11 protein-coding genes are annotated in these 20,660 nt (G+C 51.5%); 1 reads left to right on the top strand and 10 read right to left on the bottom strand.

Annotation, left to right across the window (positions count from 1 at the left end):
- Positions 1–8 precede the first annotated feature (8 nt).
- The 4 genes from JFT85_RS22970 to JFT85_RS22955 form a co-directional block, all read right to left on the bottom strand.
- A complete protein-coding gene (locus JFT85_RS22970) occupies positions 9–1,772 on the bottom strand; it encodes a UvrD-helicase domain-containing protein (RefSeq protein WP_201230469.1) in 1,764 nt (587 codons plus the stop codon).
- Complete coding sequence (locus JFT85_RS22965) at positions 1,769–3,583, bottom strand: ATP-dependent nuclease (RefSeq protein ID WP_201230468.1); 1,815 nt, start codon at positions 3,581–3,583, stop codon at positions 1,769–1,771. Before JFT85_RS22965 ends, JFT85_RS22970 begins: the two co-directional genes overlap by 4 nt.
- A gap of 322 nt (positions 3,584–3,905) precedes the next feature.
- Positions 3,906–6,398, bottom strand: coding sequence for a nuclease-related domain-containing DEAD/DEAH box helicase (locus JFT85_RS22960; protein WP_201230467.1), 2,493 nt, complete (start codon positions 6,396–6,398; stop codon positions 3,906–3,908).
- Between the two features lie 340 nt (positions 6,399–6,738).
- Positions 6,739–12,576, bottom strand: coding sequence for a DUF3320 domain-containing protein (locus tag JFT85_RS22955; RefSeq protein WP_201230465.1), 5,838 nt, complete (start codon positions 12,574–12,576; stop codon positions 6,739–6,741).
- 209 nt (positions 12,577–12,785) lie between these two features.
- Between JFT85_RS22955 and JFT85_RS22950 the strand changes: the two genes are divergently transcribed.
- Entirely contained in the window at positions 12,786–14,708 is a 1,923-nt protein-coding gene (locus tag JFT85_RS22950; protein WP_201230463.1) for an AAA family ATPase, read from the top strand.
- 159 nt (positions 14,709–14,867) lie between these two features.
- On the opposite strand, the gene JFT85_RS22945 is transcribed toward JFT85_RS22950, so the two are convergent.
- From JFT85_RS22945 to JFT85_RS22920, 6 genes are all read right to left on the bottom strand, one after another.
- Complete coding sequence (locus JFT85_RS22945; RefSeq protein ID WP_201230461.1) at positions 14,868–15,656, bottom strand: hypothetical protein; 789 nt, start codon at positions 15,654–15,656, stop codon at positions 14,868–14,870.
- Positions 15,656–16,144: a hypothetical protein gene (locus JFT85_RS22940; RefSeq protein ID WP_201230459.1), complete on the bottom strand. Its 489-nt coding sequence runs from the start codon at positions 16,142–16,144 to the stop codon at positions 15,656–15,658. Before JFT85_RS22940 ends, JFT85_RS22945 begins: the two co-directional genes overlap by 1 nt.
- 182 nt (positions 16,145–16,326) lie before the next feature.
- Positions 16,327–16,950, bottom strand: a complete 624-nt coding sequence (locus tag JFT85_RS22935) for a hypothetical protein (protein WP_201230457.1) — start codon at positions 16,948–16,950, stop codon at positions 16,327–16,329.
- Positions 16,947–18,428: an AAA family ATPase gene (locus JFT85_RS22930; protein ID WP_201230455.1), complete on the bottom strand. Its 1,482-nt coding sequence runs from the start codon at positions 18,426–18,428 to the stop codon at positions 16,947–16,949. The genes JFT85_RS22935 and JFT85_RS22930 overlap by 4 nt, the downstream gene beginning before the upstream one ends.
- Positions 18,429–18,606: 178 nt before the next feature.
- Positions 18,607–19,950, bottom strand: a complete 1,344-nt coding sequence (locus tag JFT85_RS22925; protein ID WP_201230453.1) for a hypothetical protein — start codon at positions 19,948–19,950, stop codon at positions 18,607–18,609.
- A gap of 446 nt (positions 19,951–20,396) precedes the next feature.
- Positions 20,397–20,639 (bottom strand): hypothetical protein, encoded by a 243-nt coding sequence (locus JFT85_RS22920; protein ID WP_201230451.1) that lies wholly within the window; start codon positions 20,637–20,639, stop codon positions 20,397–20,399.
- Positions 20,640–20,660 lie beyond the last annotated feature (21 nt).

Raw genomic sequence — 20,660 nt, 5'->3', positions numbered from 1 at the left:
CCGAATCATCACAATCTGTAATCAGACATGATCGGGCATCTCGGGAAAATGGGCTCAAGCATCAAAACGTAGCGCCGGGCACGGGTGATACCAACGCGGAGAATTTTCCTGCTTCGGTCATAGGGCACTTCATCACCACGCCATACCAAGGAGGAGCGATATTCCTGCGCTCCCTGCCTGACGCTTTCCCGAACCACTATCACCGCATCGAACTGCTTGCCCTTGGACTTGTGAATTGTCATGACGTGGATACCCTTCGTGTCGTCCCCACCAGCGAGCAGTTGGTCCTGAACTAGCGCGTTGTCGAGCCCCTGCCGAGCCGTGGTGTATGCGCCAGTGCTCATCCACATCTCCGACAAGCTGGCACTGATCCGCTTGCCGCGGTTGAAAGCGATCAAGTAGTCGAGAGCACCCGCTATGTGCTTAAACTCATTTACACCAGACCGATAGAGCAACGTTTTGACCATAATCCAATCTCTGCCTGGGTCACCCGTAAAGACCAAATCCGCTGCGCCATCGATGATTGCTTCAGCGTTCTTCGCGAGTTTGGTCTTCGCTGGCTTGCCCTCAGCAATGCTGTTACTCCATTTCAAGTAGGTTGCAGCTTCTTTGATTGCCGTCGTGCTTCCATCTGACCTTCTGATCGAAGCAAGCAATTCAAGACACGTGGCTATATCAGCTGCGCGTCGCTCTGGGCGCTTGGGCTCTAGGAGAAATGCTGCCAAACGAGAGGACAGCAGAACTGCGGCCTCGTCGAACAAGACTTTGTGAGGTATGGGATTCGCCCCCCCGTTCAAGGCGGCTGAAATTTTTGCAACGCCGCTGCCGGTGGTCGCGAGTATCGCCATGCTGTCCACAACCAAACCGTCAGCTTTAGCGCCTTTGTAAAATCTACCGAGCGCCACACGCATCCATTGGACAGGATCCTGTCTGGGGTCATACATCTGTCGGCCAACCCCTAAGTATGGGACCCTCCTTGGTGTCTTCGCCAAGATATCGTTGCCAAACACCGCGATTTCAGTGCCTGGACTGCGATTATTGTCGGAGCCAAGGTCTACAAAAACGGGAGCTAAGGCAGCTTTGATGTGGTCGATTCGCTCCGGACCGACGCCCTCTAGGTGATCGAAAATTTGCTGATCAAGATCAGCGAGGCAGATGATCTGGCAGAGGTCTGCCAGCTTCTCGATACAACTCCAGGCTGAATTGCCGGTGTCTTGAGCCTCATCAACAATGATCACCGGATGAGTGCCTGCAACTAGCTCCCGAAGCAGCAGGCATCTTCCCAGCAGTTCACTAGCCTTGGGGGCGAACCAGTCGAAACAGATTCGTCCTTCCTCAGCGAACAAGCGCTCCCGCTCTTCTTGCCACGCTAACCACTGCGGTGTAGCGGGCTCTCCCTTCTTCGGTGCTTTCAGGCCACCGGATAAAGCCTTCTCATCTTGGGGCAACAGAATCTTGAGCTTTCCTTTCGGAGAACCGAGCAGGTAGCCATGGCTTTTGAGCAAGGACCAGCAGAACGAGTGGAAGGTCTGTAGGCTAAGCTGCGACTGCACCGCTTTATCAACCAGCAAATTCGAAGCCTCAGCCACCCTTGCCACAGCCGCCCTGGAGAAGCTTAGGAACAGTACCGATTGCCCCGGCTGCAACCCGCCGACAATGATCTTTGTGGCCTTCTGGAGAGCGATGGTGGTCTTGCCGCTGCCAGGCCCACCCACAATGAGGATGTGGCCATCTTCGTCCAAAATCTTCTGACGCTGCTCACAGATGATCATAAGGCGCCTACCAAATCCTCTTCATCCTCCTCCTCGACCGGCTTATCGCCAGGTAGAACGGCAGGGGCAGGCTTTGGAAAATCACTGTATACGCGCGTCAGAAAATCTGTGATGCCTATAGGTAGTTCATGCAGCTCGCACAGGTCGAGCAGCCCGCCAGCATACCCATTTCCCTTGTTGCTTTTCAGAGCCTTGAGCATGTTTGCCCTGACGCCCACGTCGTCGGGTCGTTCAGCAGGGATCCCTATGTTGCCCTGGTCACCAGACTCGCGGAGCGCACATAGGAACGTCCATTGATGCTTCACTGGCGTTTGATTCACAAGGAGCAGCTCGATGTTCGCAAAAGGAATTTCATTAGGCAGATCGAACGCGTCTACAAACTTCTGATTCTCTTCCGGCTTCCGTGGCTTGAAGTCATAAAATGCATACGTACGTAGGCCAAGGGCCTTAAAGAAAGAACCAAAGTTAGGAAGTGAACCATCGCCCTCGACCGGGAAAATGGTGATACCTGCCAGGTCCAGGGCAAACAGGTTTGGGTTGGCTTGCTCCATCTTCTCAGCGACCGCGCTCAGAGCGCTGTGCTCGGTAATCCCCTCCGCGACGATCACCCCAGGGCCAAGCATAGCTTCGGCCAAGCCTCGCCTAGCATGACGCTTATACATCTTGCCTTTCAGGGTTGTGCCAGACGACACGGTCGTCGACTCAACTGTCGCCTCACCATTTCGCCGCAAAATGATGATCTGTGATGGGTCGAATCTCTCAATCACATACGGGGAATGCGACGTCACGAAACACTGTGTTGTCTCTTCCAGAAGATATTTGGCGATTCGACGTTGCGTGTGCGGTGGAAGGGCTATCTCAGGCTCCTCCATCGCGAAAATCACGTTGTCCTTTTTCACCTCCGCGATGAAGGACAGCAACGCCAACACTAGGGTGTTCAGCGTACCGGTTCCTACATGCTGGAATGGAACTGGCTTTTGATCAGCTGTGACCGAAAGGAAGAACGACATCGTCTTGCGCAGATGCTCTCTGGTGAGCTGCGATACGAATAGTTGCGTCGCTTTTCCAGCTCCACCTACAGAGATGTACTGCGCGAGCCTTTCTTCAATCGAATCCAGTACTGGCCGGAGATCGGCAGCATCAGAGTCAATTGGCGGGTCCAGCTCGCGAAGCCGCTTAATCGATTTCTCCCAAAGACCGGTTCGTACACCTTGCAAACGGAGAATGAGATCGAGCAGAGAACCTCGCTCTAGACTTAGAGCACGCGAGCCTGTGCGGAGGGTCCGGAGGTAAAGAAATCCGAACAGCCGCTTCACTGTCTTTCTTACTCTCTGAAGCTCGCCATCGTCAAGGCTGGGGCTGTAGGAGAAGAACGTATCGGCCTCGAACTCATCTTCCTCGGAGTTGTAGATGGCTTGCGTTTCAATCCGCAGGCATCGGATCACATCGGGCGGGGTGGCTATGTCGGCCTCACCAGGCCCTAGCAGCCGTTGTTCTTTGACGTGCCACAGCTCCGTATGAGCCCCACAGGTACGCTCGACCTCGCCACTGAGATCCACCAGCATGACTTCAACCCTGATCTTTACAGGGGACGTGCCGTCAGCTTCAAGGTACTCGGCATTGTAGAAATCAAACTCCTGTACGGGAGGGAATCGCGATAGCCTGTCAGGGCTCAAGACAAGGTCCAACGCCTCGCAGATGGTGCTCTTGCCGACGTTGTTGCCTCCTACCAACAGCGTATGCCCGTCAAAGGAAAGATCAGCTGACTTCACACCCCGGAAATTTTCAATCTTGAGATTGATGACGCGCATGCTCGCAATTCCCTATGCCGTTTCGACACCTCAGCATGGCTCATCCAACCGAAGCTGCCTAGCGGCCGCCGTAGAAAATTGCGATTAGGAATTTCCGGTGAAATGGCATTTCAAGGCGGTGATCAGGGGGGCTGCTCGAAAGCTCAGCCGGCATAATTGAGAGGTAGTAGCACCGGAGCCTGGGAACATTCGCTTGCGGTCTAGGACAACTGACCTTGACTGCGAACGACCATACTGCGCCGCACCAGAACCCGAGGACAGCATCAAACTCGTCTATCAGCCTCACTGTGGCCTCAGGAAGTGCCCCCTACATACATCTTCTTTAATCATTGGTATACCGCTTAGGCACTGGTGCGTCTACATCTTCCACGGGCTGATATAGCTTTTTACCAACTCTGACCACATAACCTTTCTGCTTGAACGTGGCGAAGGCGCTCGCAACAATTGAACGCCACTCTGCTGACGAAATCTGCTCCAGTTCCCTGTAGCGGTGGTAAATTTCATCCGCGAGTATGTCTACCGACATAGTTGTCTTAGGTGGGCAGACTGCAATTCTGGATTGTGCAAACACGAACGCGGTCGTGTACAGGTTTCGTCCGGAAGGTAATTGGACCAAAAGGATGTTGCTTCGAACTTTATTTTTATTCGCACGCATCAATGCTGCTACTGCTGCCACCTCTAAAGGGAGATGAGGCCGTAATTGTAGAGTTTGATCTGTCGGCAGTCGCGAAGTAATAACAGCATCATACAAAGAAATTTGGTCGATGACATCCTGATCGAGCGGCAACAACCTACTCTCCACCGTATAGCAAAGTGCACACTTGATTTTCGCAGTATCACTATGTGGAGTAAGGGAACCGCATGCCTTGCACTCTTCCAGAGTCAGAGAGTAATGACCACACGATTCAACATCATTATATAACTCAGGCACAACCATGTAGAATTTAGTGAGGGTGTCTCCATACCATATGAATATAGGACTAGAGATAGTTCGGGACAGATAATTAACCCAAAGAATCAGTTGAGTTTCGTGCGCTTTGAACTCGACGAGCATTGCCCCCCAATTCTCAGCCCACATTACATCCAAACTCTTCATATCCAAGGATTTGATAGAGGTACAACGCGCCACCATGTTTCTAATGCGAAGAGGGACCTGGGCCTTTTTCAGAATCGCCGCACTGTCAGGTTTCCCCTGCAACCGGGATTGGAAATCCAGACGGCCCTTCCATTGACGATTATGAGCGTTGTAAATAGCTACAAACTTCGTCGTTGCGCGGGAATAGGCGCTAAAAAGCTCGGCTGTATCTAATGCTTCAGCACCAAAAACAATTACAACGGGAGCTTCTAATCCACGGAATTTCGCTATATTTTCCGTAGCTAGTTTTTCAGCCTTCAAAAAATCAAAATACTGCCTATCAATTATCGACCCCGTCAGAACGACGATATCCTCTGAATCAATGCCACCCGTAATGAGTTCAGACTTAATACGTAAAAGCTCTTCACAGGGGGTCAGTGTGATGATTTCAAGCGCAGTATCCGGTTCAGCTACTCGCGGCGAGGACAGTTGGATCTTGGGAGGAACAACCTCTGAAAGAATTTCGGTAACTGCTTTCGGCATACGTAAGATGATCGAAAGCTGAAACGCATCCACTCCTAAAACCTCCTTCAAGCCGTCTAAAGTTACGCCGTTACGCTCGAATTTAAATACTTGAGTTTCGTCGCAAAAAAATGCTTTTGGCTTCCCATCAAACCAGCTTACAAGCCTCTTGCACCAAGATTCTGACAACGCTTGCGATTCGTCTACGACAAGAGCGTCGAATTCTCCAACCAAACCCTTATTAATAGCAGTATTGAGATCCTCTACACAATTGACCTTATACCACTCCTCCCCCACCGACAAATGGTTCAGCGCATTCGCTGCTTGACGGCAGAGCCCGTGCCAAGTCATCACTGTGCAGGTTCGATATACTTCAAGCTGTGCACGAATATGCTCAGTTAGCCTAGCATTGAATGAGAGAACCAATACCCGCTTGCCTTCCACCGAGAGTTTCCTAGCAGCCTCGATGGCCATCAAGGTTTTCCCTGTACCCGGCCAGCCCGTGATAAGAGAGTTTGTATTTTTCAGCACAAAGCGCACTACCGCACTTTGCTCGCTAGTCAACTGGAGCCATACTTTGTTGTCATAGCGAATGCGGCTCGCCCACCGAGGGTGGCCATCAATCTTTGGCGCAAGGTAATCGATTAGCTCTCGGGTTCGAAAAGTCCCCAAATCAGAATTTTGAAGCGCCCCCTTCCAATACTTCATAAGGTCTATGATTTTCTGAGCTACGTCAGGGTAAGCTTCAAAATCTATATAGAGCGGCTGAGGCGGATTGGATTGAGTATCGTACATTCCTGGGATATTAGAGCGATCAAAATCCGAATCAGGAAAAATAAACCCGTATCCGATTCTCAGGCGTAGCGACGGGTCAGCACCAAGCCACGACGCGAATCCATGAATATTTTTTTTAGTTTGACTGAGCGGGTCTATCTTGTAGCCGTTGCGGACATGAACAAACAGAGAGTTTTCAACCCGGTAAACACCGCTCTTAACCTCAAGAGCTAAAACCCCATCCACAGGGTGGATTATCAGGAAGTCGATCTCTCCCGTTGGCCTTGCTCTGTTGTCGAGCTTGGTTACCGCGGAGCACAACCAAGGGAGGCTGTGGATTACGGTGTATTCGTCAGGTAGCTGGGATTTGAGGACTGAGTAGAGTTGACGTTCACCATAGCTTTCAGTGTGGTGTGGGCCATGCTCCGGGATCATCTTTGCCATCTACAACGCTCACTCTTTCCTAAACTGTGACTCCTGTACGCCGCGATAGTAGCACTTTGAAACCGAGACATGCTCCAGCCGGGCAGCCAATGGGATCGGCCACCTCGCCCGGACAGCACGGACAGCTTTTCGCCAGGGTGGCCGCCCCGACTCCCCTGCCGGGGAAATGGGCCCAGGGGTATTCACTTTGCCCTGCAAGGCCTCTCCCTTTTGCGCATACCCCACCTCCCGTCCGAACAACGCAGAGGGACCCAATACCTCCAACAGCGACTGGATACATCTAGCCGGTGACGGCTACTATTTGACGACCCTCTGAATCGTCCCTGGTCTCATAGACACCCTACGTGTTCAGTATTCGCTCAATGCGTTCACGCGCTGCCCCTGTAAGACGCTTCACGCCTAGTAGCCTAGCTACTTCTATGGCTGGGTCCCCTGCATCGATAATGCTCGCTGCGATGCGCAACTCCTCCGCCGCAATCTCCTCGATTGAACGCGCGTCATTGGCCGATGCCGGAACACGATATGTCGACCACTCCATCACATCGCCCTCGGCGTGCCAGACGAATACCTCCTCAAATCCCGCCTGCTGAACGTGATGGTGCTGTTCGGCCAGTTCCAGCACTCTGTCTCGAATAAGCCGTCCTGATCTTTGGAAGCCGTGCGCGCGAGCGATACGCTGGACCAAGAGTGCGTCGAGAATTGGGGCTTCCTGGCGCAGCACCTCCTCAATGATCTGACGGAGCACTTGGCTGTAAGCAGGTAAGTGAAACTGCTCGGGTTGGATCATGTGCGCAAGAGAAGAAAGATCAGCGATGCGATATTCACCCCTCTGCCCTAGAGTAATAGGTTGATCACTGTGAGCGCGAGCTATGCGAACGTCAGCAAGCTCCGTCGGCAAATTACTCACGGAGCTAATGGACGCTTCTGGCAACTCATCACTAATGCCGGAGTCGGCTGAGAAATCGATAACAATTGGAGCGGCCTGTGGTTCCTCGGTTACTTGACTACCGACTGCCTCTATTCGGGATTGAGCCAGAAGGTCGTTCAGAGCTATGTGCAGCTTCTGCAAGGCACCTTCCTTATTTACCCACCATTCCGTGGACCAAAGTCGCACCAGGGTCCATCCCAAGCCGCTGAGAATCGCTCCTCTGACTTTATCCCGGTCCCGAGCAGTGGCGGCACTGTGGTAAGTAGCACCATCACATTCGACGCCAGCCAAGTAGTCGCCTGGACGGTCGGGGTGAACAATGCCCAGGTCAATGCGGAAACGCGACACTCCAATTTGTGGGACTACCTGCCAGCCGAGACGCCGTAGCCCTTGAGCAACAGCTTCTTCGAACGGCGAATCGTATCCTCCAATCGAGCCATGTACCGCCTCTGCTAGGGCTCTAGGGCCACGCTGAGCAAATTCTATGAAGTGCTTCAAATCCCGAACCGCGCGAGCATTGGTCCGGTTGAGGTCGATCATTGACGGATCGAAGGATGAGAACACCAACATCTCTCGTCGTGACCTTGTGATGGCGACGTTCAGTCTGCGCCATCCACCGTCTTTATTTAGGGGGCCGAAGTTCATCGACATGACCTGCGCACCCGGCTCGGTTGGGCCATACCCTATCCCGAGCATGATCAGATCTCGCTCATCGCCCTGGACCGTTTCAAGGTTTTTGACGACGACGGGTTCGGTCTGGGAATCCTGGAAAAACGGCTCGATCTGAGGGTATTGCTTACGGGCAGTGTCCAACAGATCGTTAATCAGCTTTTGCTGATCAGAGTTGAGTGTGATGATCCCGATTGAATGACCAGCAGCGACGAACGCAGGATCGGTTAAACGCTTAACTGTCTCGCTGACAATGGCTTCTGCTTCAGCCTGGTTGTAACGCCCTTTTCCTTTTGCATACACGCCCTCAACCCTGCGCCACTCAACAGCACTTGCGCGGGTTTCGGCTGCTGGGAAGGTAATCAAGTTACTGTCGTAATAACGATGGTTGGAGAACGCAATCAGGCTTTCATGGCGACTACGGTAGTGCCAGCTCAAACTGTGGCTCGGCACCCCTGCTCCCAAGCATTCGTCCAGGATGCTCTCCATGTCTTCTGCTGTGTCGTCGTCGCCAGAATTCGGGCCACGGCTGAAGAAGTTCGTAGGCGGCATCTGACGTGGGTCACCGGCGATAACCACTTGCTTGCCCCGAGCTATCGAACCGATTGCGTCCCATGGAGCAATCTGCGAAGCCTCATCGAAGATGACCAGATCGAATGGGGGTTGATCGGCAGGCAAGAACTGCGCAATCGACAGTGGGCTCATGAGCATGCAGGGTGCGAGGCGATTCAGCGCGTCCCCCATCTCAATAGCCAGCTGCCGGACAGGTTTGTGCCTACGGGACTTCTGCAATTCATGCTTGAGAATGGCGAAGCCGCTGCTCTTAGGGATGTCATTCTTGGAAGGGATTAAGCCACATAGTTTCGCCCGGATATAACGCACCGTCAGTTTCGCAAGCTCGTCGTCCAAACGAACGAAAGTTCCGATGTCACTCATGTGCTCGGCAGCGACGAAGTTTCTCAAAACCGGTTCGCTGTCGATGCCCTGTGTCGCAAACCAATGAGCATAGGCAGTAACAAAGGTATGCTCGGTTGCCGATGGTAAAAGGCTTCCTGTTTCCAATGCTTGAGCCAGACTGGCCAAACCGACCTCGGTAGACTGCTCGCGCACACGGCACCAATCGCACCAAGCCTTGAGCTGCTCTTCTTGCTGCTGAATGGAGAGAGAAGTGGCCCGCAGAGTAGCAACGGCCGGATGCGTCTCTGTGCCCGTTGCAGCCAATCCAGCAAACAACCGAGCAGCCTCATCGTAGCGGGACAAGGCCTGTTGCAACGCTAATAGCGCTGCACTGATTTGCCCACCCGGCACCAACATTTCATTTGCATCGATGACCAGACGCGCGACTGCGCCGCGCAATGAAACCAAGTGGTCGGGTGATTCGGCCAAACCACTCAGCAGCCCGCGCAGACTCTCACCCAGTGTGATGGCCCGTAGTGTACGGGAAGCGTCGCTAGTCAGACCTTGCCAGCCAGGGATCGACTGCATGTCACTTGCCAAAGCGTCCAGTTCCACTAGCTGCGATTGTAGGCGCTCGAAAATTGCGAGGTCACCAAGCGTGTCCGGTAAGCCCGCCGCGCCACCTAAAGCGGCAAATTTCTTAGCTACCTTTTTTTTGGCGAAAGTAGCCAAGAACCAGAACTTACCCTCAGCCTCTCGCCATTCATTTTTAATTGCTTCGAATGGAATGCGACGGCACGCTTCGTCGGCATAATTTAGCGACAGACTTTGTTCTAGCTCGCGATAGCTTTCGATCAACTGGCAAGCACGCCGGGCAGAATCGATACGCGTAACGGCGTCGGGAGCGAATGCGAATGAAAGGTTTAGGCCATGGGATTCCAAGATCAGAGTTGCCAACTCATTTAACTGCTGGACCTGTATTACTTCAGCCGCTGGCAACGATAGATGCGTAAGCTTAAGCAGCCTTTCACTCGAATCATTTAAGGCGTCAAGAGCCAGGGGCAACTCACGCGAAGTGCTAGCAATCTCTGCCTGCCAGGCATTTGACCATTGGGTGTGCGCTAGAGCGCCAAACTTACCTGACAGGTCGCGCGCGGCAACACCGTTAAGTCCAAGCCGACGCGAGAGGTCAAGTAACTGGCCGTACTCGGCAGCATCGTGCTGCGTGCTTGGTGGCCAAGCCAGTCTCGGCGTCTGAGGACCATGATCACGCACGACGCGACCAATCGCTTGATGCAGGGAAAGACCGTTGCTCCAACGTCGATGTAGGACCTCGACCAACTGGTTAAGTCGCGATCGTAGCGTTTGCAATCGAGCAGCCTCACGCTCCCAATCCTCGGCGCTCAATGCGTCACTCACATCCCATGCGCGATCCAACTGCTTGAGCACTTCAACTTTGGACGCTTTGCTTGAGTGCAGCTCCAGGCAAAACTCGCCCAGCCCCTTCTCTGCCAAGCGACGATAAACCACGTCAAGGGCGGCCCGTTTCTCTGCAACGAACAGCACGCGACGCCCCAACGCGAGGTTATGCGCAATCATGTTGGCAATAGTCTGCGACTTGCCGGTTCCCGGAGGCCCATCCATTACAAAGCTATGAGTGCTGGCAGATGCCACCACGGCAGATAACTGCGAAGAGTCAGCTGGTAGTGGGGCAAAAAGCTGAGCGGGTGTTACTGATGAGTCCAGAAGCTCGGGCCTAGGAAACTCGTCTGAGCCAGAAAAGCCCTCACCTGCTTCTTTAGGCTCCAACAAATGTTTCACCAATGGGCTTTGCAGCAGCTGCACCGAGTTGGCGTTCAGGTCCTTCCACATCAAATATTTGGCAAATGAGAAGGTGCCCAATACTAGTTCGGTGGTTACCTCAAATCCCGGCACGTCGCGTACTGCTCGCCGCACCATGTTCCAGATGCCATTCACATCGATGCCGCTGTCATCACTTGGCAGTTCGCCGTCAAGCCCGGGAATGACCAACTCAAAATCATGACGTAGCAATTCAAGTAGAGTCAGGTTGAAACGTGGCTCCTCGTCGAGCAACGTCAATGTCACACCAGACAAGGCACTTTTGCGCTCAAGTTTTACCGGCAGCAAAATCAGTGGTGCGGAGTAGGATTTCGGGTCATCTGCACTTTTCTTCCACTTAAGAAAGCCAATTGCCAAAAACAGCGTGTTTGCACCGCCCTCCTCCAGATCGCTGCGCGCCTTTCGGAATAGCTCGATCAGGGTCGCTTCAAGCTTGATTTTCTCCAGGTTGGCGAGCACTTCACCCCGTGCGAGTGCTTGACGGGCGACTTCGTCGACCAGGCTTTCATTATTCTGTTGCTCGTACACGGCCACATCACGGCCACTACTTTTTAGGTCAGGTACCGGCACCACTCGAATGCGCTGGCCACTGGAAAGAAGATCTTCCAGAGCTGCTGGATCCGGACAGAGAAGACGCACACCTTTAGCGCTGTCTGGCAGATGCAGCAGACGGTTGCGTGTAGTTAAATCGAGGAGTTTGCGTTGCCACAGCGTTAATTTTCCCGCAGGACCTTCGCTACCCTCGTTGATTTCGACATCAAAACTTGGGAGTGATGGGGCTTCCTCCAACCCTTCAGCCGTCGGCGGAGCATCAGCCGTCGCATCGGATGCGTTCGCTGCTGACACAAGCGCCATTGGGCGGATCTTCTGCATCCGAGCACGGTGCAAATCGATCGCCATGATGAATTGCTCATCATCGAGTTGCCGCTCCGCAGCTGCGACTGCTTGGCTAAAACTTGGTGCCGGAGCTTGGGTGGCCAAGGTGGTCTCGAAAACCACCATCTCCTTCAAGTCCAAGCGCTTGCGTACTGCCGACGCCTCATCGGTCAGCAGCTGAGAAAACTCTTGCGGTTGCAACCAGACGCCCGCAAACGCGTGCCCCTTCGTCATGATAAGCAAGGCGTTCAACCCAGCCTGCTCCAAAGCCGCAGCAAAAAGCAACGCCGTATCCAAGCAGGTCGCCACGCCGTTTTCCAGAATGATGCCTGGCGATCTGATCTTCTGGCCCTGTTGCTCAAAACTGGCAGGAGGTAATGCATAGCTCAACTGAAAGCTGCAAACCCCAGACCAAATGGCGGAAACAAGCTCCCACGTCCGCGTGCGTGACTTGCTTTCATAGCCATCGATACCGTCTTTTTTCCCTGCGCGCCGCAAGACTTGAGAAGCGGCTTTGAGAACTCGGTCTACCGCTGGATCATTGGGCATACAGAAAGCTGCCAGTAGCTCCGACATGGCGCTCAAACCGCCCCATTCAGTGCGAGCGAGCAGTTCAGTAGGAAAGCGCTGCTCGACGAGTAGGTTGTCACCTTGGGACAACCGCATTACCACATCGGCACTCAGGCTTTCACTCAGCCCGGACAGATATCCAGCGTTGAGCTTGATGTCACGTTCAGAGATGCTGAGGCGATCACCCGCATGAATCCGGTCAATATGCCAAGTGCGGCTTTCGACGAAATCTGGGTCGGTGCTTAAAGTCAGTACCAAATCTTCAAGACTTGTTTCTTCCTGGTTCGAAATGCTCAATTCGCGTACAAGCGGGATGGCATTCTGGTGGGAAGCGAAGCCGATTTTGCGTGCGATCAGCGCCTCAATCTTGATATTCATCCATGGGCTCCTGGAGCTGCCAATGCTTGCCTCATGAAGAGGCCGAAAAATACCCCCTATACTCCCTGACTAATCACTGGTTGGGAATTTCTTTATCTGGGAATCCAGACGAGTTATTCAGGCAAGAAGGTAGAAGTGACGAGACCACATTGTGATAGCCATATCATGGCATCATAGAGAGAATTCTCTGCCCTTGATGATCGAATTCGATGACAAAACCTAGCTGGTATCTACCGATCAGTGAAGACCTGAGCGTTGCGTTTTCTCGGGGCAACAGTCCGGATATCGCGCTTCTATCGCGCTATGAAATCGCGGCGATATTGTACCTGCACCAGCTACCCAGGCTTCCGGTGCGCGCTCCGCTGGAGATGGAACGGTCGTTCGCCAGCTTGTTGCCTCGTGACATCGAATTGTTGAAATCGGCGTTGACCAGCCATTTCGATCGAAGTGCATTTACCGCCGGACTCATGCTCGCACCAAAATTAGGCATTAGCCTAATGAGCCAAGAAGCAATTGCTAGCCGCAAGTATGTTCGCCATGACGGTTCATGGGATTTCGACTACGCCAAAAGGCAAAACATTGTCGTGGGAGCGTTAAGCCATGAGCATGTGCGTCCTAATGGCAGGATCATACGAGTGAGCGATCACCAGCTTCGGATGATCCATACCATCCGAGCTAACCAAGAGGACTCTATCGAAGCGCAAGCTCACGCCGGGACAGGAAAAACGTTCGTTATTGGAGAGATATTGGAGCTGATGCCAGAACGGCGATTCATGCTTCTCGCTGACACAAGGCCAAAGCTTCAACCAATAGAAAATAGATTTTCGAAAGATAAAATAAAAACAAATACATTCAAAGACCTAGCGGTTGAGCTATTGGCACGCGGAAACAGAGAACTCCAGAATAAAATGAATGCGGCGTCGAGGATCCAAATCCCCTACTCAGTACTCGCGGAGCAGGTAGGACTTGGCTCGATCGGAAAGCGCAATGCGTATCAAGTAGCGGCGCTTTGCTGGGCAGTGCTCACAAAATTTTGCTCAACCTCCGACCCGTACATTACAAAAACACACATCCCTCGCAACCAGATCCAATGGCTATCGCCGATTGAGCAAGAGGCCGTAGCAGCGGCAGCGGCCAAGCTCTGGATGAGAATGACATGCCTTGATATCGAATCTGACGCTCTTCCAGTTCGCGGGTATCATCGAATCAAACAGGTAGCTCTGGCGGGACTTCCAATACCTGAATACGCTGATACGATCCTGATTGATGAAGCGCAGGACCTAACTGGCCCGGTGGTTCAGTTGCTGGATGAATCGGGGCACACTGTCATTTCGTTGGGTGATAGATTTCAGAACTTGCAGGGCTTCTACGCTCATCACAAAGCGACCATTCGCCACAACGATATGGCTATTTCATTACGCGCGGGACCCGCGCTAGCAGGTTTTGTAAATCCGCTAATAGCGGCGTTCCCGGAAGTAAGTGCAATGCCTTTTGTCGCTGACAAATCAAAAGTAACGGTGGTTGCAGAATACCCGTCTGACTCTTTTCCTTCTGAACCTTCGGTCATCTTGGTCGCTGACGAGTGGGGACTGTTTGATTGGTTGATTCGTAATCGCGAAATGAAGAAAGGGGCTGCGGTTGTTGACTGGACGAAAAAATTCGAGTCATTCCTGACTGGATGCCTGGGACTGTATCAACATAATGCTCGCCCGGAGCATGAGGCGATTTCTAACTTCCGAACTTGGGATGATCTGCGCAAAGTAATGAACTGGAACGAATCCTTTAACCGAGTCGAGCATTGGCTGGAAACGGTTGGAGTTAAATACGGGGTAACGGAACTCTACCAACACGCTCCTCGTAGCGAATTAAGCCACGATTTGCCATCGCGTTATTTGCTTGCAACAGTATTTACGGCCAAGAATTTTGAATTCAAAAAGATGGCAATCTCAGAGGACCTTTATTATTTTTCTGATTTGCGCGGAAAAACAGCTCTGTCGAAGCAGCTCGCATTCTTGTATACAGCCATCACGCGAGCATCTGGAAAGATCTATTTTCCAGACACCCATAAAGAACGCCTTGCATCAATATTAAATTTCGAAAAAAACAGTCTGAATCGTGCATGGATGAAGTAATCGTCTCTTCAGAGTCGCGCGCCCAATTGAGCTAGCCCGGCTTTAACGTATATGGCCGCCGAACCAAACGAGCTTTGAGCTTTCGCGTTGCTGTAACGAATTGGAAGAAAGGGTTGTCACGGCCTAAGCCAGTGTTGTTCACTGAACCAGGCCCTGCGGCTATTCGCCCAATACCCGACCTGAAGAGGTTAAATAGGGATAGCGATGCATTGCCATCAATGTAGTCCGAGCGAGTAAAGGCCCTTCTTCATCGTACATTTCGTTACCCTCATAAGAAGTAATCTCACCTGAAAGCTTATCCCTATATCCCTCTCTCACCTGTACAGAAGTAACGCGACAACGCTTGTCAGCGGGTGAATCGACGAGCGCAGCATGATCTCCCCTTGGGTTACGATGATTGATTTCGCAAAAACGCCCCATGTAAGGTTTTCCGCGTAGATGCTGGCATTTCGCGTAGGGGCTGTCGCATATGGAACAATCCAAGCTATCTGATATAAATCCGGCACTCATGAATGCCTGAGGCGGGAAAAGCAGCTCTTCATACTGATTCAGATCCTCAAGGCGCTTCTGACAATGAGCGAACCCACTGTGGGCTCGACTCGCGTCCATGCATCCCATCTGAGCAGCAACGAGCTGGTCCCACGCCTCATTCGGCATGTCCCGCTTTAGAAGGACCAACATAAGTAACTCGGACCGTACTGCTCCAATAGCACACTCGTAAGCTAGGAAAAGATTGGCATCATCTTCGTCAACACGGCGAATCGACTCGTGCTTAAGACTCGTGGCATTCAATTGCAGCAAGTCCAAGGCACGGCATTGTTCGATTTGGAGCTTGCTCGATTTTGCCAAGCTGCGGTAGATCTCCGCGCTTTCGATACCCACATTGAAGTATTTAATCACTTCCTGAAAAGTCATCTTCACTGATTGCTCCGCGAAGGGCTCACTCATCATTTAGCTCCCAGCTCTTTGACGATATCAGTCACAGCGCTCAAGCCCTCGGGTGGGCCGTTGTAACGAACCTCCTTACAGGTTCCGTCAGCGTCCTGAAAAACTACACTTAGAGAGGCGCTTCCGTTTTTAGAACCCTTGAATAGATCGTAAAGGTAGTTTGTTATTAGCCCTAAGGTCACAGAGAGCACATCGGGATTCTGCAACAAAATGCCCGCAGATATAAACAGAGTAGGTCCGTACCACTCAAAGCCGTACTGTTGCAAATAAGCCGGCTGATCATCCTCATCAAATATTTCGGCATGAGGAATATTGTTTCCAAGAAGCAATGTTCGGACAGTATCAGACTCCACATGCTGCCTAAGATCGCCTTTGGAGGTTGCAGTCGCAAGATTGTGAGGAAGTATGGCGAACCCGCTGGGAGCCGCCACACCGAAGTTTTCTAGTTTCACCGCGATCGATACGTGGTCACGAACTTCTATGCTCATTCTCAAAATTCTCTCAATAGGTCACTTAGTCAGCGAAAAAAGGCAGACGATAGTACCTTTTCCATGAAGCAATCGCCTGCACCATCGCCCCGCCCACTTTCTCGTGAGGTACCTCTTACCTCGTCAGACGTGGCCCCTATCGCTCCACCAGCGTGGGTGCAATTCACCATCGCTTGAGTGATTCATTGAGCAACGCTCATCGCACCCAGCGCTCTTTCGATGAGATCCTCTTCCGGGGCAGGAAGCGTTAACCCTCTTCGTTCGTAATAGACCTCCTTCGCTCTCTCCCTGGTCAACCCCACGTCATTGAGCTTCATATTCTCAATAGTCCACAGCCCCTTTGGTGATATCCCTCTAACTACCACAGGGAGCTGATCCTCGTCATCATCGAACTGTATATGACATTCGATCTCGTCGTCGTAAGGATGAACGATGTGAAACTCACAATCATCGTATTTATCCCTGAGCACTTTGATTGTATCGATGTCGGCCTTGACCGCGAGGCCGTTGCAATACTCACAAGAAATCACGAGATTTTTCGCGACGAAGGTCCACTGCGGGTAAATCGATGAAGGTGCGATATGATCCCGATGGATTGTTCGCCGACCTTCTTCACCCAAGGGAAGAGTGCACCAAGCACAGCGCTTCCGCTGAATCACACGTCCCTGCGTAAGCACCTGACTTTTGAACTCGACTACAGCCTTTGCCTTTCCATACCAACGCTTCGGCCTTAAGTCGACCTTTATAGCATCAAGCTTTTTCTGAACCCCATTATCAATGGTAGCCCACCGCGGCAGCTTGATCATTTAAGACCCTCAATGAAGCCGCCTATTCGCTCAAGGATGATGTTCATAGCAGGGTTGTCCGGGCCAGAAACTTTCTGTAGTCGAGCGTATGTCGATCTCAGTTCCTTCACATTCAGTGGCTCAGTCCCAGCAATCATTTGCAGCGCTTTACGGAGATCGTTTTCCACATATATGTTGCCAGTGGTCGCTACACCAAACACACGATATAGAATATTTTCAGGAGAGCGTCCGTACACGTCACCTTCAAACAAATCAAACTTTGGCCCTTCATCGTATCGCGCAGTAACTAAAACCGAATTATCTTGATCCAAGTCAGAAACCATAAAATGAGAATGCGTTGCGATCAAAACATGCGTTGCATCTGTTTTTTTAAGGCTATCTAGCAGTGTTGGAATGTATTTTATTTGCCACTGCGGGTGCAGGCTGATCTCAGGCTCATCAATCACAACAAGAGAATGACTCTTCAACTCTGCCAGTAAACGAGAATTCGTACCAATCAACTGCTGCTCACCTGAACTCAGATCCGAAAACTCACTCCCTATACCTAACCTGCCGAAATAAAGAGAAGACCGCCTAAATGCACGCCAGCGTCTAGCAACATCAAAACCTTTTTTCCATATCTCCGCCACCTCAGATTTCTCCAAAGCCTCGGACATATCTAAGAATATATTAGTACCAGTTTGCCCCTGAAGCGGCCATTCCCGAAGTACGCATAGAAATGACCAAATATCATTCCAGTCGTCATCCAATCTATGTCTAAGCTTCGACCATCGACCAGGCGACATAGCCCTTGTTTCCTGTATGCGGATTATTTCTCCGTAAACCTCATTAGCATCGAGAGAAAAGAGCTTGGTCGATTGCAACTCCAATAAAAGGTGCACACGGTTTTCAAACCCTGCGAGGACGAGCCAGTTCTTCAAGCGATCTTTGAACCCTAGAGTAGAGAAGCCTACAATTAGGCTTTGAATCACCTTTTTTTCAAGTGCGCCAGTCGTTGTTAAATTCGAAGACTGGCGTAGCCCGAGATACTTATAGAAAGAATCGTCATTTTCCGTAGTGAATCTAAATTTATCATTGGGAAGATGAGAGACCGTTGCAACCTGACTTGGAAATGGCATGTCGGAAAGCTTTGTACTTCTACCACTTACAGTACAACGAACCGTGTCAAGACTCGTACGTTCAATTACGCACATCTTCCCGTCAAAACGATATTTTATCGTCGCCTGACCTGCCAGCGCCCTGCTTCTATACGCAGATCTATCACCTTCAGTTCGCAAGGTATTCAAATAGCAAACTTCATCTACAATACGACTAATGTATCGACTTTTCCCCGACCCATTGGGCCCAATCATAACAGTTACGTTCGTGCTGCCGCCTTTGATACTCTCATCAAAAAGCGGAATTTGAATGGCACCCTCTTCGAAACTTATTAAATAGAAACCTACTTTCTTGTTTGTTTTTTTAGTTGACTCACTCATATTTTTCGCCATGGCATCATAAGGCTTGCTCCCTTATCGTAACTATATCAAACAACGCATAGACTTACGCTTAGCTACACAACAATATAGCCCCATAAACCCTAACCCACCACCAAACCCAACACTGGCAACATTCCGGCACCGGGTGACTAACCCCCAATCATGATGACTCAATTTCTCAACAGGCAGAAACTCCACCAGCACGACTAACAGCATAAATCTCAGCAATCTGCTCAACGGCTTCAGAAATTCCCGCACCATTACGGATCAATTCCGCGAAATCATAAATTGCCGCCGCCCCGCTTCCATTGGCCAGTGCAGAAGCCATCAACTCCTTAACATGAGCGTCGATACTCGCTTCAATCTCTTCGCGACCTAAAGGTTCTTCATCAGAAAGTGTTTTTATGATTACGGAGGCATCAGTCGTTTCATCAATGTCATACAGCTCGTAGAAAATCTGACCCAACGTTCCTGCCGGAATCGATTTCAAACGATTCCATTCACCTAAATCGGTTTTCTCCTTACGTGCTTTTTCAAATTGAAGCCGCAGTTTTGAAGCAATGGTGCCAGCCGACCGCTCTTTGTTGGAGTACTTATGATTCGAGTTAGACGATACTGTTTGCACGACCCGCCACAGCAAGCTCCATACGTCCCTGGTGCTGTAATACTTCAACGCCGTGTAAATCGCGCTTTTGATTTCTTCCGTCTTGTGTACAGGAAAGACTTGCCTGAATTCCTGCAACTGATTGTTCAGGTAGGCCATGCAATCGGCCACGGCGTATTCGTACCAAAGCGCCAACATGCCTTCATTCGTAAACGGTCGTACGACCAACTCATTGAAAGCTTCCTCGCCTCCACCCAGGAGTTCATCGGAAACCAGCATGAACCGAATTTTATTGGGGTAGTAGTTCAGTCCGTTGGCGTTTACAAAATAGGCGCTCGTGCCAGTAGCGCGTGGATCGTCCGACAGTACGCCGGCCTTCCAGAGACGATTGATGAACATCTCCGAGTGCATGGGCGCTAGCGCCTGGCAATCGTTGAAGGTGAATCTGCTACCGAACAAGCGAGGAGCGATGGCGCGCTCAAGTGCCACCAGGACGAATGCTAGGTCATTAGGGATGGTCGAATAGTCAGTCCTTTTCGCTATGACACGCTCGGCATGCTGCGCAACTCGCTCTTGCAAGTCAGCCTCCGCTTGCGCCTCAGCTACTCGCCTTGCCTCGTCCAGCTCAGCCTTGCATGCCGCGCAAGGCCAGAGTGGGTGCTGCTTGAATCTTTTCACCTCGGACCTGCTCGTGATAACCAACGCGCAACCGCAGACCGAACAGTTCTGGTTCTCGTCATACACGGTGCAATGCGTTCTGATGTAGGCCGCGAGGGCATGTGGCTTGAGGACCTCGCGAAATGGCAGCATCGCGCTCACGTTCTCGACAGGCTTGCATTCTTCGTTCAGTGCCCAGTAGCGCTGGATCAGCGCGATGACTTCCGGGTCGGTAGCGTGGATCTCTAATGTTATTGCCATTGTGCGAACGGTCCAATGAGATGGATACGAGGCGTGGGTCGGATCGCCATCGTACTTAAATTCTGGCTTCTGGCCACCCTGAAATCTCGGGTCGTAGAGAGCTAAGTACTCCGACCTGGTCACCTGTTGATTCACCCAAGTTCAACGAGCTTCAAATAGCTCCGCATGAAATTTCTGATGGACTCGCCCTTGGCTTCTCACCCGTTCAGATTCGCCCACTTAATATGGAATTCATCCATGAGGGCCTACTTGGCAACCACGCTTGCTTAAGACCGCGTTTTAAAGCCCAGCATGCTGCACATATCGGTCGCCGGTAGCCATGGAGAAATTGGCGGCGTGAAACCGTAACTGATGACCAGAATTAGTTGACCAATTCACATGCATCCTTTGATGGGAACCGTAGCGCATGTAAGGAACGCGCCTCCGACTCCGCACCAAGCAGTACGTTAATCAAGCAAGTCATCAAGCGCCGACCTCGCCCTTTTACGAGCGAAAGCTTCGAAATCTTTCACGTTCGACTCAGGTCTCAGCCCAATCAATTCTTTGCTCAGTTCCAAAATCAGTGCATGGGCTCGAAGCAGATCGTTTTGTGCATTATCGCGATCCATTTCGAGCATGCTGATCCCCGCTGCTAATTCTCCATTGCGCGCCTGTCTGTCCATGGACGGGTAAGAAACCTGTAGAATCACGATTCGTTACTCATTCAAATT

This window comes from Pseudomonas sp. TH04 (assembly GCF_016651355.1).
GTDB lineage: Bacteria > Pseudomonadota > Gammaproteobacteria > Pseudomonadales > Pseudomonadaceae > Aquipseudomonas > Aquipseudomonas fluorescens.
This window is presented reverse-complemented; position numbering and strand designations above follow the sequence as displayed.

Bases quoted from the DNA above. Each gene is read 5' to 3' on its own strand.
- JFT85_RS22970 (WP_201230469.1), bottom strand. From the start codon at position 1,772: ATGATCATCTGTGAGCAGCGTCAGAAGATTTTGGACGAAGATGGCCAC.
- JFT85_RS22965 (WP_201230468.1), bottom strand. From the start codon at position 3,583: ATGCGCGTCATCAATCTCAAGATTGAAAATTTCCGGGGTGTGAAGTCA.
- JFT85_RS22960 (WP_201230467.1), bottom strand. From the start codon at position 6,398: ATGGCAAAGATGATCCCGGAGCATGGCCCACACCACACTGAAAGCTAT.
- JFT85_RS22955 (WP_201230465.1), bottom strand. From the start codon at position 12,576: ATGAATATCAAGATTGAGGCGCTGATCGCACGCAAAATCGGCTTCGCT.
- JFT85_RS22950 (WP_201230463.1), top strand. From the start codon at position 12,786: ATGACAAAACCTAGCTGGTATCTACCGATCAGTGAAGACCTGAGCGTT.
- JFT85_RS22945 (WP_201230461.1), bottom strand. From the start codon at position 15,656: ATGAGTGAGCCCTTCGCGGAGCAATCAGTGAAGATGACTTTTCAGGAA.
- JFT85_RS22940 (WP_201230459.1), bottom strand. From the start codon at position 16,144: ATGAGCATAGAAGTTCGTGACCACGTATCGATCGCGGTGAAACTAGAA.
- JFT85_RS22935 (WP_201230457.1), bottom strand. From the start codon at position 16,950: ATGATCAAGCTGCCGCGGTGGGCTACCATTGATAATGGGGTTCAGAAA.
- JFT85_RS22930 (WP_201230455.1), bottom strand. From the start codon at position 18,428: ATGAGTGAGTCAACTAAAAAAACAAACAAGAAAGTAGGTTTCTATTTA.
- JFT85_RS22925 (WP_201230453.1), bottom strand. From the start codon at position 19,950: ATGGCAATAACATTAGAGATCCACGCTACCGACCCGGAAGTCATCGCG.